The organism is Thiohalophilus thiocyanatoxydans, from assembly GCF_004366735.1.
Taxonomy (GTDB): Bacteria; Pseudomonadota; Gammaproteobacteria; order UBA6429; family Thiohalophilaceae; genus Thiohalophilus; species Thiohalophilus thiocyanatoxydans.
The window spans coordinates 1-15,024 of the sequence record NZ_SOQX01000010.1; the positions used below are offsets into that span (position 1 = coordinate 1).

At 61.4% G+C, this 15,024-nt stretch carries 15 protein-coding genes; 6 read left to right on the top strand and 9 right to left on the bottom strand.

All coding sequences use genetic code 11. The annotated features are described in order from the left end of the window. Positions 1–292 precede the first annotated feature (292 nt). From EDC23_RS13265 to cbiB, 3 genes are read right to left on the bottom strand one after another with little or no spacing between them, the layout of a single operon-like run. Positions 293–1,168 carry a cobalamin-binding protein gene (locus EDC23_RS13265; RefSeq protein WP_134085256.1) on the bottom strand — a complete coding sequence of 292 codons (876 nt, stop codon included), beginning with the start codon at positions 1,166–1,168 and terminating at the stop codon, positions 293–295. Then, the gene (gene cobD, locus EDC23_RS13270) at positions 1,165–2,196 is read right to left on the bottom strand and encodes a threonine-phosphate decarboxylase CobD (protein ID WP_134085258.1); all 1,032 of its coding nucleotides are present in this window, start codon (positions 2,194–2,196) and stop codon (positions 1,165–1,167) included. The genes EDC23_RS13265 and cobD overlap by 4 nt, the downstream gene beginning before the upstream one ends. Further along, a complete protein-coding gene (gene cbiB / locus EDC23_RS13275) occupies positions 2,177–3,115 on the bottom strand; it encodes an adenosylcobinamide-phosphate synthase CbiB (protein ID WP_134085259.1) in 939 nt (312 codons plus the stop codon). The genes cobD and cbiB overlap by 20 nt, the downstream gene beginning before the upstream one ends. Before the next feature lie 98 nt (positions 3,116–3,213). Here cbiB and EDC23_RS13280 point away from each other — a divergent pair, with 98 nt between their 5' ends. Then, on the top strand, positions 3,214–4,656 hold the full coding sequence (locus tag EDC23_RS13280) for a cobyric acid synthase (RefSeq protein ID WP_317622988.1): 1,443 nt from the start codon (positions 3,214–3,216) through the stop codon (positions 4,654–4,656). 195 nt (positions 4,657–4,851) lie between these two features. On the opposite strand, the gene EDC23_RS13285 is transcribed toward EDC23_RS13280, so the two are convergent. From EDC23_RS13285 to ampD, 6 genes are all read right to left on the bottom strand, one after another. Beyond that, complete coding sequence (locus tag EDC23_RS13285; RefSeq protein WP_208321395.1) at positions 4,852–5,601, bottom strand: adenosylcobinamide-GDP ribazoletransferase; 750 nt, start codon at positions 5,599–5,601, stop codon at positions 4,852–4,854. Positions 5,602–5,606: 5 nt separating this feature from the next. Further along, positions 5,607–6,224, bottom strand: a complete 618-nt coding sequence (locus tag EDC23_RS13290; RefSeq protein ID WP_134085261.1) for a histidine phosphatase family protein — start codon at positions 6,222–6,224, stop codon at positions 5,607–5,609. A 449-nt stretch (positions 6,225–6,673) separates the two neighbouring features. Then, positions 6,674–7,738 (bottom strand): nicotinate-nucleotide--dimethylbenzimidazole phosphoribosyltransferase, encoded by a 1,065-nt coding sequence (gene cobT / locus EDC23_RS13295; protein ID WP_134085262.1) that lies wholly within the window; start codon positions 7,736–7,738, stop codon positions 6,674–6,676. Positions 7,739–7,741: 3 nt separating this feature from the next. Continuing rightward, the gene (cobU, locus tag EDC23_RS13300) at positions 7,742–8,254 is read right to left on the bottom strand and encodes a bifunctional adenosylcobinamide kinase/adenosylcobinamide-phosphate guanylyltransferase (RefSeq protein ID WP_134085264.1); all 513 of its coding nucleotides are present in this window, start codon (positions 8,252–8,254) and stop codon (positions 7,742–7,744) included. Positions 8,255–8,272: 18 nt separating this feature from the next. Next, positions 8,273–9,142, bottom strand: a complete 870-nt coding sequence (gene ampE / locus EDC23_RS13305; protein ID WP_134085265.1) for a regulatory signaling modulator protein AmpE — start codon at positions 9,140–9,142, stop codon at positions 8,273–8,275. Between the two features lie 61 nt (positions 9,143–9,203). Then, entirely contained in the window at positions 9,204–9,749 is a 546-nt protein-coding gene (ampD, locus tag EDC23_RS13310; RefSeq protein ID WP_134085266.1) for a 1,6-anhydro-N-acetylmuramyl-L-alanine amidase AmpD, read from the bottom strand. A gap of 178 nt (positions 9,750–9,927) precedes the next feature. Here ampD and EDC23_RS13315 point away from each other — a divergent pair, with 178 nt between their 5' ends. The 5 genes from EDC23_RS13315 to EDC23_RS13335 all read left to right on the top strand — a co-directional run bounded on the left by EDC23_RS13315 (position 9,928) and on the right by EDC23_RS13335 (position 15,017). Further along, complete coding sequence (locus tag EDC23_RS13315) at positions 9,928–11,280, top strand: alanine/glycine:cation symporter family protein (RefSeq protein ID WP_399359516.1); 1,353 nt, start codon at positions 9,928–9,930, stop codon at positions 11,278–11,280. 62 nt (positions 11,281–11,342) lie between these two features. Beyond that, entirely contained in the window at positions 11,343–11,912 is a 570-nt protein-coding gene (locus EDC23_RS13320; protein ID WP_134085268.1) for a hypothetical protein, read from the top strand. 2 nt (positions 11,913–11,914) lie between these two features. Then, positions 11,915–12,532 carry a penicillin-binding protein activator LpoB gene (locus tag EDC23_RS13325; RefSeq protein WP_134085270.1) on the top strand — a complete coding sequence of 206 codons (618 nt, stop codon included), beginning with the start codon at positions 11,915–11,917 and terminating at the stop codon, positions 12,530–12,532. A gap of 123 nt (positions 12,533–12,655) precedes the next feature. After that, the gene (locus EDC23_RS13330) at positions 12,656–13,984 is read left to right on the top strand and encodes a COG3014 family protein (protein ID WP_134085271.1); all 1,329 of its coding nucleotides are present in this window, start codon (positions 12,656–12,658) and stop codon (positions 13,982–13,984) included. A gap of 1 nt (position 13,985) precedes the next feature. Beyond that, positions 13,986–15,017: an LPP20 family lipoprotein gene (locus EDC23_RS13335; RefSeq protein ID WP_134085272.1), complete on the top strand. Its 1,032-nt coding sequence runs from the start codon at positions 13,986–13,988 to the stop codon at positions 15,015–15,017. Positions 15,018–15,024 lie beyond the last annotated feature (7 nt).

Below are 15,024 nucleotides of genomic sequence, written 5' to 3' on the forward strand. Positions count from 1 at the left end.
ATGGGTGTTCATCCGGGCCTCCTGGCGGTTGGTTTGGGTTTGCACCGCCAATTGTCCGGGTAGGTGCCGGATGAACAACCTACTGAGAGATCACAGCTAGCAACCAGGTGTAGGTCAGGTTGCGCGCAGCGCTACCTGACATTCTTCGTATCGGCAGGGATGTCACGCAGGCTAACACCAGCGAGACCTGCAGAATTCGTTATTTAGATTCCGACGAGAAAGGATTTGTTCAGAGCTTCCCGGGTTTCCGGAACGGGCAAATCAGGGCTTTCTGGGGGAAGAAGTCTCGAGGTCAGCGCGAGCGGACCTGCTCCAGTTGCCGGCACAGGGTCTCGGCCCCCTGCAGGATACGCACGGTGTGGCGTTGCAGATGATCGGGGTTGATCATAAAAAGATGATCGTGACGTACCGCCGGCATCTGTTGCCAGCGCCGCCAGCGCTCGAGCCATTCGGCATGTTGCTCGCCCATGCCACCGATAACAATGGCCTGTGGGGCTCTTGCGATCACCGCTTCTTCTGAAATTTGCGGCGTCAGGCTGGTCGTCTTGCCGAATACGTTACGCCCGCCGCACAGACGGATCACATCCCCGATCAAATGTTCGTTGTTGACCGTCATCAACGGCCGATCCCAGATCTGATAAAAAACATCGACCGGCTGTCGTTCGCTGAACCGCTCCAGCCGTTTCAGCTTTTCCTTGAAATCGGCGATCACCGTCTCGGCTTGCTGCTCCGTACCGGTCAACACCGCCAGACGACGCAAGGTCTCGGGAATATCCATCAGCCGGCGGGGCTCATTGATGAACAGCGGCAGATCGAAGCGCCGCAGTTTTTCCAGATCGGCCGGGTTGTTGCCGCTTTCCCAGCCGACCACCAGATCGGGCTTGAGGGTTACAATCCGCTCCAGATCCAGCGCGTTATATCCCCCGACCCGCGGAATCGATTCGGCCGCCTCGGGATAATCACTGTAATTGACCGCCCCCACCAGCCGCTCGCCGGCACCGATGCTGAACAGCAGTTCGGTCACATGCGGGGCCAGGCTGACGATGCGCTGCGCCGGCTGTTCCAGCCGGACCTGCTGGCCGGTGTAGTCGGTGACACTGCGTGTCCCGGCGCTCACGAACCCGACGAGCAAACAGAGCCCTATGATGGCGATCAGACGAGATTTCATGCATGTACCACCTGGTTGGGTTTCGATTGAGGCAGCTGCGCCAGCGCGCTTTCCAGTCGCTGCCATTCGCTCTCCGCACCCGGCAATCCCAGGCGCAGCCCGGGGCCGCCGGCGGCCGGGTCAAAATAGCGGCTCCAGATACCCTGATGGGCCAGCTGTTCATGCAACGTGTAAGCGTCCGACGTCGGCAACCAGACAAACAGCGGCGAACGATCGCCGACCGGCAGGCCGTATTCGGTGAGTAATTGCGCCAGCCGTTCGCTGGCCCGGGGCAATTGCTCACGCATCCGCTGTTGCCAGTTTCTGTCCTGCAGTGCCGTCTGCATGATAAAGCGCGCCGGGCCGGCGACGGCCCAGGGGCCCAGTCGCTCGTCCAGCGCCGCCAGCAGCCCGACCTCGGCCAGTACAAAACCGCCGCGCAGCCCCGGCAGGCCGAAGAACTTGCCGATGGAGCGCAGGACGATTAACCCGGGTAAATGACTATAAGCGGCCAGGCTCTGCTCGGGGGTACAGTCGATAAAGGCCTCGTCCACCACCAGCCAGCCGCCCCGGGCCTGCAGACGCCGGTGCCACTCAAGCAGTTGCGCCGGAGCAAAACGGTGGCCGGTCGGATTGTTGGGATTGACCACCACCAGCACATCCAGTGTGTCGATCTGGGTGTCGAGCCGGGACTCGATCGTATCGGGATGCAGAGCCACCCGTGTATGGCCGGCCTGTTCCCAGCGATAGCCGTGTTCATTGTAGCTCGGCGCGAGCACGCCGACGCGACCGGGCGCACGCAGGCCCGGCAACAGCTGTATGGCCTGCTGCGAGCCGGCCACCGGTAGGGCAACGGGCGCGCCGTAATACTCGAGCGCGGCGTCGATCAGCCCGTCGCTCTGCTGGGGCAACTGCTGCCAGACCCGGGGCGGCAGCGCCGGCACGGGATACGCCCCGGGGTTGATCCCGGTGGACAGATCCAGCCACTGCTCCGGCGCCCGCCCGTAACGGCGCGCCGCCTCCAGCAAATTACCCCCATGTTGTGGCAAACAGCCCTCCTCCGATCGCGATGATCACCAGCCATAAAATCAGCGTGTATTGTACGAGACGCACCGCCCGGGCGATATCACCCACCCGGGCAGAAGGGCCGGCGCCCAGCGGCGGCCGCTCGCGCAGCGCGCCATGATACTGCACCGCCCCGCCCAGGGTCCGGTTCAGTGCCCCGGCACCGCTGGCCATCACCACCCCGGGATTGATGCCCCCCCAGTGCCGCGCCTGTGCCCGCCAGCAGCGCAGGGCCTGGCGGGTGTGGCCCAGCAGGGCGTAACCGAGCGCGGTCAGCCGGGCCGGGATCCAGTTCAGGAGATCGTCCAGGCGCGCCGCCAGCGTGCCGAAGTCCCGGTAGCGGTCGTTGCGATAGCCCCACATCGCATCCAGGGTATTGGCCAGCCGAAACAGCACCACCCCCGGCGCGCCGAGCAGCAGGAACCAGAACAGGGTGGCGAACACGGCGTCGTTGCCGTTCTCCAGCACCGACTCCAGCGTGGCGGTGCTGATCTGGGAAGGCGTCAGGGAGTCGGTATCGCGACTGACCATCATCGCCACGGCGTGGCGCGCACCGTCCAGATCATTTTGTTCCAGCTTGCCAGCCACTCGAAGCGCGTGGTGTGCCAGCGAACGGGCCCCCAGGGCCAGATAGAGCAACAGCACCTCGATCGCCGCCGCGCCCCACGGCGGCAGGATCGCCACCAGCCAGGCCGTCAGCGCCACCGGCGGGGCCACCAGCAGCAGCCAGCCGAGCGCGCCGCGCCAGCGCCGTCGCCCGTCACGCAACGAGGGCGGCCCGTAAAGCCGGGGCTCCAGCCACAGGACCAGTCGGCCAAAACCGGCCAGCGGATGATAACGGCGGGGATCGCCCAGTAACTGGTCCAGCACCACCGCCGCCAGCATGATCGCCACGCTCAACATGCGCGGATTGGGGCCACGGCGCGGGGGCGTTCTGTATTAAAATGGCCAGTTCGTTTCACGGGATAATGGATGCTGTTTTGAAAACCTGTCGCGCCCTGATGATCCAGGGCACTACCTCCGATGCCGGCAAAAGCATCATGGTCACCGGCCTGTGCCGGCTGTTTGCCAATCGCGGGCAACGTGTCGCCCCCTTCAAGCCGCAGAACATGGCGCTCAACAGCGCGGTGTCGGCGGACGGCGGCGAGATCGGCCGGGCCCAGGCGGTCCAGGCCCGGGCCGCGCGGCTGGCCCCGCACACGGATATGAATCCGGTGCTGATCAAGCCCGCCAGCGACACCGGCGCGCAGATCATCATCCAGGGCCGAGCGTTGCAAAATATGGACGCGGTAGAATACCACCAATACAAACAGACCGCGAAAACCGCGGTGCTGAACTCCTGGCAACGGCTGACGGATCAATATGAACTGCTGCTGGTCGAAGGTGCCGGCAGCCCCGCCGAAATCAACCTGCGCGAACATGACATCGCCAACATGGGCTTCGCCGAGGCGGTGGACTGCCCGGTGCTCCTGGTGGCTGACATCGATCGCGGCGGCGTCTTCGCCCAGCTGGTCGGCACCGTGCAACTGCTCAGCCCCTCGGAACGCGAGCGGATCAAGGGCTTTATCATCAACCGCTTCCGCGGTGACGTCAGCCTGCTGCAACCAGGCCTCGACTGGCTGGAACGGGAAACCGGCATCCCGGTGCTGGGCGTGATTCCTTATCTGCCCCATCTGCAGATCGACGCCGAGGACAGCCTGAACCGGGAACAGCAGTGCGACACAGACCGTCCGTTTGATGTCATCGTCCCGTTGCTGCCGCGGATCAGCAACCACACCGACTTCAATCCCCTGCGCGTGGACCCGCGTATCAACTTTCGCTATATCGGCACCAGTGATCCGATTCCGCCGGCGGATCTGATCCTGCTGCCGGGCAGTAAAAACGTGCGCGCCGATCGCCAGTGGCTGAGCGATCACGGCTGGGACGCGGCCATCGCCCGCCATCTGCGTTACGGCGGCAAGCTGATCGGCATCTGCGGCGGTTTCCAGATGCTGGGCGAACAGCTGCACGATCCGCAGGGGCTGGAAGGCCCGCCCGGCTCCACGGCCGGCCTCGGCTATCTGCCAATGGAAACCACCCTGGAGCCGGCCAAACAACTGCACAACGTGAACGGCCGATTAACGATCGCCGATGCGCCGGTCAGCGGCTACGAGATCCATATGGGCCACACCCACGGCCCCGCCTGTGACTCCCCCGCCGTCATCCTCGACGATCGCCACGACGGGGCTATCTCAAACGATAACAACGTCATGGGCACCTATTTACACGGCCTGTTCGACGACCCGCAGGCCTGCCAGGCGCTGCTGGAATGGGCGGGACTTGCCCGGCAATCGGAACAGCCGGACTATCAACAACTTCAGGAAGTCGACATCGACCGGCTGGCCGCCACGCTGGAACAGCATCTGGACATGCCGAAGCTTTTGACCATCATCGAAAGGGGATGAGTGCTGAGTTCTGAGTTCTAAGTCCTAAGTCTTAAGTCCTGAATCCTGAGTATCAGTCCTGTAGGTCAGGTTGCGCGGCGCGCTACCTGACATCTCCGTTAGAGAGGCGTCACGCAGGCTATCGCCAGCGTGACCTACATGGCTTTTACTGCCAACTGCCAACTCATCTCAGAACTAAGAACTAAGAACTAAGAACTAAGTACTAAGTACTATCAGGCATAGCAACACCGCTTCGGTGATTTCGATCAGGGCGCCGGCGGTGTCGCCGGTGGTGCCGCCGAGACGTTGTTGCATGATCGCACGCAGTACGACAAATACCAGTCCCATCGCCACAATCAACATCCAGCCTGATTCGATCAGCGTGATAACGGCAACGGCGATCAACAGCAACCACGCCCAGGCCGTCTTGCGTGGCAGGTGTTCGGTGGCCGACGCGCCCATGCCGCCGGGGCGCACATAGGCGGTGGTCAGAAACAGCAACACCACCTGCAAGCGCGCCAGCACCGGAATTACCAGCAAGGCGGGCCAGAGCGTCCAGCTCAGCTCACTCAGCGCGGCGAACTTGAGCAGCAGGATCACCATGATTGCGGTCACGCCGGCCGGCCCGGCGTAAGAGTCTTTCATGATCGCCAGGGTGCGTTCCCGATCGCCGAAGCCGCCCAGCCAGGCATCGGCGCTGTCGGCCAGGCCGTCGAGATGCAGGGCACCGGTGACGATCACCCAGCCGGTGAGCAATAACCCGGCGTGCAAAAGCGACGCCTCGCTTTGCCACACCGGTTGCAACAGGCCGAGCAATAACACCAGCAAGGCACCGATCAGCACGCCCACCACGGGATAGAAGAGCACCGCATAACCGGCCACCTTCGCCTGGCGATCCGGATCATGGCCGGGGATCGACAGCGGAATACGGGTCAGCAACTGCAGTGCCGTGACAAAAGCCTGCAGAAGCATCATGCCGGTTGACCGCCGTGAAAGATGAGTCGCGGCAGTTGCTGGCCTTCATACACTTCGACTTCGATGCGGGTAAAGCCGGCCAGCTCCACTCGCAGGCGAAACATGTTCTCCAGCGGCATGGCCAGCACGTGGCGAACGATCATGCGGATCATCCCCGCATGGCCCACCACCAGCAGATGTTCACCGGCGTGTTGCTGTAACAGATCGTCCCAGGCAGCGATCACCCGCTGCTCGAACTCGTGCAGGGTTTCCGCACCCGGCGGCGTGTTGTTGAGCGGATCGGACCAGAAACGAAACAACCGTTGCTGATCCTCGGCCATCAGCTCTTCAGCGGTGCGTCCTTCCCACTCGCCAAAACCGATCTCCATCAATCGCGGTTCCGCCGCAACCGGCAGGCCGTGACGCTCGGCCAGTTCACGGGCGAAATCCTGGCAGCGACACAAACTGGACGTCACGATCCGATCCCAGGGACAGTGATCCGCCACCGCCTCGCGCATCTGCCGCCAGCCCAGCTCGCTCAACGGATCATCGATCTGGCCGCGGTACTTCTTGCCGCCCACCGGTTCACCGTGGCGCAGCAGGTCAATGGTTGTGGTTACATTCTGTTGAGCCATGGGTTTGTTCATCACTGTGACACGGATTCTACATCCTGACTATGAACGCGGAGTTCGCGGAGTCGCAGAGTCGCGGAGAAAAATAAACAACCATATTCTATAAATCCCGTGTCTCCGCGCCTTTGCGTCCTTCGCGTTGGTTTCCAGCAGACCAGACAAAAACGCAGGTTACGCTGGCGGCAGCCTGCGTGACACCCGGCTAATCGAAGGGTGTCAGGTAGCGCGCTGCGCAACCTGACCTACCGTACTGTCGAGTCATGGGCTTGTTCATTACCGTGACACATATTCTTCATTCCGATTATAAACGCAGAGGACGCCGAGGCGTTTATGCCCGTTGTTTGGGTGCAGAGACGCGGAGAAAACAACAATCTTATTTTAAAATCTCTGCGCCTCCGCGCCTTTGCGTCCTCCGCGTTAATTCCCAGAAGATTAAAGATGAGGCACGATAGTCACTCATCCCCCGCTCCTTTGTTTGAAACCGCCGCCTCTTCGAAGGTCGCCATGCCGTTATGCAGGGCGCAGGCATGACGTAACAGGGATAAGGCCACGGCCGCGCCACTGCCCTCGCCCAGACGCATGCCAAGATCGAGTAGCGGCTTCGCCTCCAGGGCCTCCAGGATCGCCCGATGACCCGGCTCGGCGGAGCGGTGACTGTAGATAAACCATTGTTTGCTGCCCGGCAGCAACCGCTCGGCGATCAGCGCGGCGACGCTGCAGATAAAGCCGTCCACCAGTACCGGCAGGCCGCACTGGGCGGCGTGGATAAACGCGCCGCTCAGGGCCGCGATCTCAAAGCCGCCGAAATGGCGCAATACCTCCAGCGGCTGATCGGCCGACACCGCATGGCGGGCGATGGCCGCGTCGATCACCGCCGCCTTGTGCCGGACGCCGCTATCATCCAGCCCGGTGCCCGGTCCGACCAGTTGCCGGGCCGGTTGCTGCAACAACACACAGCCCAGTGCGGCGGCCGAGGTGGTGTTGGCGATACCCATCTCGCCACCGATATATAACTGACTTCCCGCATCCTGTGCCCGTTGTACCGAATCGCGGCCCGCCGCCAGCGCCTGCTCGGCCTGTTCGGGCGTCATGGCCGGTTGCTGGCTGAAGTCGGCCGTGCCTTCACCGATGCGTTGCTCGACCACCCCCGGCAGTTCGCCGGGATCGTGCGCGGTGCCAACATTGACCACTTCCAGCCGGGCGTGCTGTTCTGCCGCCAGCACGCTGATGGCGGCACCGCCGCGGGCAAAGTTGCGCACCATCTCGGTGGTGACAATTTGCGGAAAGGCGGACACGCCCTGATGGGCAATGCCGTGATCCGCGGCGAACACTGCGATCCAGCATTGTTCGATAACGGGCGAAACATTCGCCTGCAGACCCGCCAGTTGAATAGCCAGCGATTCCAGCTGGCCCAGCGAACCGGGCGGCTTGGTCAATTGGCCCTGGCGCTGTTGCGCGGCCTGTTGCGCGTCGGCATCGATCGCTTTGACAGGCTGTTGCAGCCAGTACGGCGTCATGATTTATCCTTTGAGTGTTTGCGGCAGTCCCGCGGTGATCATCGTGACCCGATCACACGCCCGGGCGAGACGCTGATGCAGGCGGCCGGTTTCATCGGCGAAGCGGCGGGAAAGCGGATCGGCGGGAATGATGCCCTGCCCCACTTCGTTGCTGACCAACAACAGATCGGCCTGCAATAACGGCAGGCAGGCCAGCAGGTTGTCCTGTTCCTGTTCTAATCTATGCGAATCTTCCTCGAGCAACAGATTGGTCAGCCACAGGGTCAGACAATCGACCAGCACGATCGCCCCGGGATCATCACTCTGCTGCAGGGCTGCGCTCAGCGCCAGCGGCTCTTCAATCACCTGCCAGTGGGCGGGGCGCTCCTGTTGATGGCGACGAATGCGCTCAAGCATCTCTTCATCGCCGGCCGTGGCGGTGGCGATCAGGGTGACGGGCTTGTCGCTCTCCTGCGCCAGTTGCTGGGCATGGCGGCTTTTACCGGAGCGGACTCCGCCGAGGATCAATTGCTGCATGGTGGTTAAAGACGGGTATCAGAAAGTCAGGCCCATGAGAGTCAACAGGGCAAGCAGCACCACCCAGACCACCAGCGCCCGCTTGACCAGCGCCAGGGCGTTTTGAGCCGGGGCCGTATTGATCTCAGTTTCCTCGTCCGACTCGGTGTATTCCCCCTGAATCGCCCCGTTACCGCTGGCGATCAAAAAAGCGTCGCTCTCCTCTTCCCAGAGATCCCTGGGGCTCTGCCAGCGGCTGAGGGTATTGACGAAATTGCCGGCCAGGGCGTAGCACAACACGGTAAGCCGGGCGGGAATCCAGGCAAGAATACGATACAGATCGCGGGTGGCATTGCGATACTCGTCGGTCACCGACGCTTGCTGGCGTACCTGACAGCTCAATCGAAACAGGACCGCGCCGATCGGGCCCAGAATCAGGAACCAGAACAGCACGCCGAATATTCGCGTGTTCGCCTCGACCAGAATCCGATCGCGCACCTGTTGCACCAGCTCCGCTTTTGATTCGGCGGTGATTTCCGTCTCGTCACCCAGCTGGCGGGCATTGAGTAAGGCGGCTTCGGTGTCACCCCGTTCCAGGGCATCCAGCACCTGTTGCGCATCGTCATCCAGATGACGCGGACCAAGGGTAAATATCAGTACCGCCAGCCCGAACAAGAAGGCCAGCAGCCCGGTCAGGGCGCCCAGCGCCGCCAGCACGATCCAGACCGCGAGCGCGACCAGTCCGACCAGCAGAATGACCCCCACCGGTCCGTCGCGCAACGGCTGGCCATCCAGCTTGTGGTAGAGGGTTTCGTGGTAACGATCGAACCAGTCGAAACGGCGCAGGTCAGACACCGGCTTGTAGAAGAGCTCTACCGCCAGTGCCAGCAATATACTTATCAGATTCATGATGCCAAGTGTCTATATAAAAGGTGTAAATATCAAGTCTTGTCCCCACTTTCGGGCATGCTCAGAGCCCGGCCAGCAGCCGGTCCCACTCAAAAGCGGGACCCGGATCGCTCTTGCGCCCCGGCGCGATGTGACAATGGCCCGCAATCCGTTCACGGGTAATGGCCGGATAGGCCTGTTGTAACAGGCGGGTGACCTCTTGCAGACGTTGATACTGAATCGACGCATAAGGCAGATGGTCACTGCCTTCGAGCTCGATACCGATGGAAAAATCATTACAGTTGGCCCGTCCGCCGAATTCCGATTCACCGGCGTGCCAGGCCCGCTCGCCAAACGGCACATACTGTACTACCTCGCCGTCGCGGCGAATCAGCAAATGGGCCGAGACCTGCAAATCACAAATTTCCCGAAAATAGGGATGCCGCTCGGGATCCAGGCAATTGGTGAAAAAACGGTCGATATCATCCCCGCCGAACTGATCCGGCGGCAGACTGATATTGTGAATCACCAGCAGGGAAATATCCGCCGGATCAGGGCGCGCGTTGTAATTGGGCGAGGGACACTGACGGGCGCCCTGCAATAGCCCGGTCTGAAGCTCGATCTCCATCGGTTATTCCCTCACCCTGCCACCATCCTGCGATACGCCCGGTTGTCCGGTTGTGACAACCCTGAATTTTGTGTACGTCAGATTACACCATCCGCCACAGGCTGTTAATATCACTCACGGCTCCCCCGCCCTGTCCTGAACACAAAAACAACCATCACGGGAGAACAGCATGGACAACCTGTTGGCCGCATTGACCGAATGGACCGGCACGGTCTCGGATTATGCCTGGGGCATTCCCTCGATCGTTCTGCTGGTCGGCACCGGACTCTATCTGACCTTTCGCCTGCGGTTTGTACAGTTGCGCGGCTTCAAACACGCCTGGCAGATTATTCGCGGTAACTATGACAAGCCGCACGATCCCGGCGAGGTGAGTCACTTTCAGGCACTGTCCACGGCCCTGTCGGCGACGGTCGGGACCGGCAACATCGCCGGGGTGGCCACGGCCATCGCCTTCGGCGGGCCCGGCGCGGTGTTCTGGATGTGGATCACCGCGCTGGTCGGCATGGCGACCAAGTTCGCTTCCTGTTCGCTGGCGGTCAAGTTCCGCCGCTTTCACCCCGACGGCTCGGTCTCCGGCGGGCCGATGTACACCCTGCTGTACGGACTCAATTTCAAGACCCTGGCTATCCTGTTCGCCGCCTTCACCCTGATCGCCTCGTTCGGCATCGGTAACATGGTACAGGCCAACTCGGTGGTGGACGGACTGTCGTATGTCTTTCCCGGCGCCGAAACCTACCGGCTGGGGATCGGCGTCATCATCGCGATTCTGGTCGGCCTGGTGATCATCGGCGGCATCAAGCGCATCGCCAGGGTGACCTCCCGCATTGTCCCCTTCATGGCGGTCTTCTATTGCGCCGCGGCACTGGTGGTCCTGTTTTTACATATCGAACGGATCCCGGCCGCCTTTGCCACCATCTTCAATCTCGCCCTGAACCCCTGGGCCGCCGGCGGCGGGGCCATCGGCGCCGCCATCCAGTACGGCGTGGCGCGCGGGATCTTCTCCAACGAGGCGGGGCTCGGCTCCGCGCCCATGGCCCACGCCGCCGCGCGCACCGACGAACCGGTACGCGAGGGGCTGGTCGCGATGATGGGCCCGTTCATCGACACCATCGTCATCTGCACCATGACCGCGCTGGTGATCGTCATCATGGGCGCCTGGGGCGAGGCCCGACCCGAGGGCCTGGAAGGCGCCGCCCTCTCGGCCCACGCCTTCGAACAGGGGCTGGGCAGTATCGGCGGCTGGATCGTCGGCATCGGCCTGACCTTTTTCGCCTACTCGACCATGATCGCCTGGTCCTATTACGGCGATCGCAGCGCCGAGTTTCTGTTCGGCGAGCGGGCGGTGATGCCCTATCGGGTGATATTCACCGTCCTGGTGGTGGTCGGCGCCTATGTACCGCTGCAACTGGTGTGGAATTTCGCCGACATCGCCAATATCCTGATGGCCGCCCCCAATCTGATCAGCCTGATCCTGCTGGCCGGACTGGCGAAAACGCTGTCCGACGATTATTTCCGTCGCATGCCGGGCTGACTCGGCTAGAATGTGAGTATGCTGCCGGCACACACCCGGTGTTCTCGACAAGGAGATCGAACATGAACGTATTGCCCTCCCTCAAACAGGGTATCATCGTCACGCTTGCCCTGGGATTGATGGCCTGTGGCGGTGGCGGCCCGACCCGGGTGGAAAGCGACCTGGGTATCCGCGGCGCACCCGAATGGGTCAACGAAGGCACCCAGTATTTGAACGCCGGGGACGGACGACTCTTTCACGGCGTCGGCCATGCCCCGCCGATGGACGACAAGTCGCTGCAAATCTCCACCGCCGATAATCGTGCCCGCGCGGAAGTCGCCCGCATTCTCAGTTCGTACATGGATGTGGTCAGTAACGATTACAGCAGCCACGCTGCCAGTGCCGGCCGTTCTATCAACCAGCAAAGCGTCTCGCGACAGATTAACAATCTGACCAAAGTGAACCTGACCGGCGTCAGAATCATCGGCCACTGGGAAAATGAGCAGACCGGAAATATCTGGTCCATCGCGGAACTGGACATGGCCAATATGGCCGAGACGCTGGACAGGGTCGACAACATGAACGCCGATCTGAAACGGTATATCAGCGATCAGGGCGGCAACATTTTTGATAACCTGGCGCAGGAGAACTGAGCATGCCGTACCTGACTATCCGACGAAATCTTCCCTGGCTGGCCGGTACACTGGCGCTGATTCTGAGTCTTGGCGGCTGCGGCACCCAGGTCGAACGCCTGGAAGCGGATGAAGTCCGGGATCTCAGCGGCGCCTGGAACGACACCGACTCGCGCCTGGTCTCCGAAGAGATGATCGACGACATGCTGTCGCGCCCCTGGGTGGATGACTTCAGGCGCCGCACCGGCAAACAGCCGGCCGTCATCGTCGGCAGCGTGCGCAACCTGAGCCACGAACACATCAACACCAACACCTTCGTCAATGACATCCAGCGCGAGTTGACCAACTCCGGCCGGGTGACCTTTGTTGCCACCAGCCAGGAGCGTGAGGACATCCGTGATGAACGGCTGGATCAGGACATTCATGCGAGTGAGGAAACCCGCAAGGCGATGGGTCAGGAATACGGTGCCGATTTCATGCTCAGCGGACAAATCAACACCATTATCGACATGGAAGGCCGCACCCAGGTCCGCTACTACCAGGTGGATCTCACCCTGATCAGCCTGACGGATAATCGCAAGGCCTGGGTAGGTCAGAAGAAGATCAAAAAAGAGGTCGTCAATAGCAAGCTGCGGTTCTAGAGGGTGCGATTGGCTCTGCAATCGTACTGGAAAACAAGCGACGACCCCGTGCCCCCTCTCCGTCAAGAAGAGGATTAGGACGGGGTAGTCGATGATCACCCGCTAGCAACAGCAGACCGGCCTATGCCTTCCCGTCAAACGCAATTCTCCGCCTGCTATTACCTGGGCTGGCTGTTGGCCGGTATTCTGATTCTGTTGCAAACCGGCTGCGCCAGCTACAGCCGTGATTTTGAACGGGAGATCCAGACTCTCGCCAGCCAGGATCCCGCCGCCGCTCTCGAAGCCCTGGAAGAGCAACGCCATCCCGAGCGCAATCGCCTGCTGTTTCACCTGAACAAGGCCATGCTGCTGCACATGCTCGGCGACTACGCCGCCAGCAATGCCGAGTTTGAACAGGCCAAGAGAATCATCGAACAGTACCAGGCCGCCAGCATCTCCGAAGAGAGCGCCGCGTTTTTCATCAATGACGGCACCCGGACCTACACCGGCTCATCCCTCGAACAACTGATGCTGCATGTGTACGCCGCACTCAACTATTTATTGCAGGACAAGGTGGATGCGGCACGGGTCGAGGCCCTGCAAATCGATATACGCCTGCGTCAATTACAGGAAGCCAACCCCGACTCCATATTGAGCATCGATCCTTTCGTGCGTTATCTCACCGGCCTGATCTACGAACAACAGGGCGAGAACGACAATGCCATGATCGCCTATCGCAAGGCCTACAACGCTTACCGGGAACATCAACAAGCCTACGGTATCCAGGTTCCCCGGCAGCTCAAGCAGGACCTGTTACGCCTCAGCCGGCAACTGGGGCTAACCGAAGAGTACACCGGGTATGCTGCGCGTTTCGATGTCGAAACCCGACAGCTCGACCCGGAGCAGGCTGAACTGGTTGTTCTGTTTCACAAGGATCTGGCCCCGATCAAACGCTCGCAGCGCATCGGCCAGATGGATCCGCGCACCGGGTATCTGGTCCATTTTGCCGTGCCCGTTTATGAACCGCGCAACAGTCATCTCAGTCACGCCCGGGTGGTGGTTGATGAGCGGCGAGTCCGTACCGAACCCATGGAAGACATCAGCGGCATTGCCCTGCGTACCCTGCAAGACAACATGCCCGCGATCACGGCCCGCGCCCTGGCGCGGGCCGTGGTCAAATACAAAATGTCACGTCAGGCCGGTGAAAATGACGCGCTTGCCGGACTGTTGATGAATATCGCCGGGGTGGTTACTGAACAGGCCGACACCCGCAGCTGGCTGACCCTCCCCGGCGAAATCCAGATGGCGCGTGTCACGCTGCCGCCGGGCGACTATAATGTGACTCTGGAACTGATCGGACTGGACGGCCGGGTGACCAGGAGTCGGCAACTGGGCCGGGTTAACCTGACCCGCGGCAGCAAGCGTTATCTGTCCTATTTGTGGTTCCCCGCTTATCCAACACTGAGGCACTAGCATGAACAACCTTGCCGGTTTTTATCCTCCGCTTGTCATAACGATACTGATCACGCTATTAACCGGCTGTGCCGGTCCCGGCGCGGGCGATGACCGCCCCGACTGGATCAGCGGTAACAGCACGGCCTATCCGTCCGAACAGTATCTGATTGGCCGCGGTGAAGCCGAACATGCCGCCGTGGCCCGGGATCGGGCCCGTGCCGATCTGGCCAAGGTGTTTGAGGTCACCATTAACGAACAGAGCGAGGATGTCACCGAATACAGCCGCACAACCGGCAGCGGCGAGCAGGTCCGCTCCAGCCTGGAAACCGCCATCTCGCGCCGGATTGATACCCGCACCGATCAGACTCTCTCACACATCGAAATCGCCGAAATCTGGCAGGACCCCGACAGCGGCCGTGAGTATGCCCTCGCCGTACTGGATCGCCTCAAGGCCGGACAACAACTGCGGGACGCAATCCGGCAACTGGATAATCTGACCAGTACAGTGATCGGGGATGCCAGGCAACAAAGTGAACTGCTGCGCCAGCTCGAGCGGGCCAATCGCGCCGTCGAGCTCCAGCTGCAGCGCCGCGCCCTGCAACGTCAGTTACAGGTGATCGATCCCGCCGGCCAGGGCGAGCCAGGCCGTTACCCGCTCGAAAATCTGCTGCATGACCGTAACAATCTGGCCCAACGAGTCCGCATCCGCCCCCGTATCGAACAGGATGCGAGCGGACAATTACCGACCCTGATCAATGGTGCCCTGGCTGAAGCGGGTTTCCAGCAGGTCAACGAGGGGGCCAATTACCAGCTTGATGCCAGTCTGGATATGTCATCCACCGCTGAACAGAAATGGTACTGGGTCCACGGCAACCTGACTATTGTACTTCGCTCCCTGTCCAGCAACACCGTGCAGGGCAGTCATCGCTGGGAGATCAAGCAGGCCGCCAGCCAGCCCTTGCTCGCACGTCAGCGGGCACTGCAGAGTCTGGATGATCGCCTCAAAGGCGAGTTGCACGATGTCATTCTCGATTTTGCCAAAACCCAATAAGTACGGA

Excerpts from the sequence above, each read along its gene's own strand:
- EDC23_RS13265 (WP_134085256.1), bottom strand. The coding sequence starts at position 1,168 with ATGAAATCTCGTCTGATCGCCATCATAGGGCTCTGTTTGCTCGTCGGG.
- cbiB (WP_134085259.1), bottom strand. The coding sequence starts at position 3,115 with ATGTTGAGCGTGGCGATCATGCTGGCGGCGGTGGTGCTGGACCAGTTA.
- EDC23_RS13280 (WP_317622988.1), top strand. The coding sequence starts at position 3,214 with ATGATCCAGGGCACTACCTCCGATGCCGGCAAAAGCATCATGGTCACC.
- EDC23_RS13290 (WP_134085261.1), bottom strand. The coding sequence starts at position 6,224 with ATGGCTCAACAGAATGTAACCACAACCATTGACCTGCTGCGCCACGGT.
- cobT (WP_134085262.1), bottom strand. The coding sequence starts at position 7,738 with ATGACGCCGTACTGGCTGCAACAGCCTGTCAAAGCGATCGATGCCGAC.
- cobU (WP_134085264.1), bottom strand. The coding sequence starts at position 8,254 with ATGCAGCAATTGATCCTCGGCGGAGTCCGCTCCGGTAAAAGCCGCCAT.
- ampE (WP_134085265.1), bottom strand. The coding sequence starts at position 9,142 with ATGAATCTGATAAGTATATTGCTGGCACTGGCGGTAGAGCTCTTCTAC.
- ampD (WP_134085266.1), bottom strand. The coding sequence starts at position 9,749 with ATGGAGATCGAGCTTCAGACCGGGCTATTGCAGGGCGCCCGTCAGTGT.
- EDC23_RS13320 (WP_134085268.1), top strand. The coding sequence starts at position 11,343 with ATGAACGTATTGCCCTCCCTCAAACAGGGTATCATCGTCACGCTTGCC.
- EDC23_RS13325 (WP_134085270.1), top strand. The coding sequence starts at position 11,915 with ATGCCGTACCTGACTATCCGACGAAATCTTCCCTGGCTGGCCGGTACA.
- EDC23_RS13330 (WP_134085271.1), top strand. The coding sequence starts at position 12,656 with ATGCCTTCCCGTCAAACGCAATTCTCCGCCTGCTATTACCTGGGCTGG.
- EDC23_RS13335 (WP_134085272.1), top strand. The coding sequence starts at position 13,986 with ATGAACAACCTTGCCGGTTTTTATCCTCCGCTTGTCATAACGATACTG.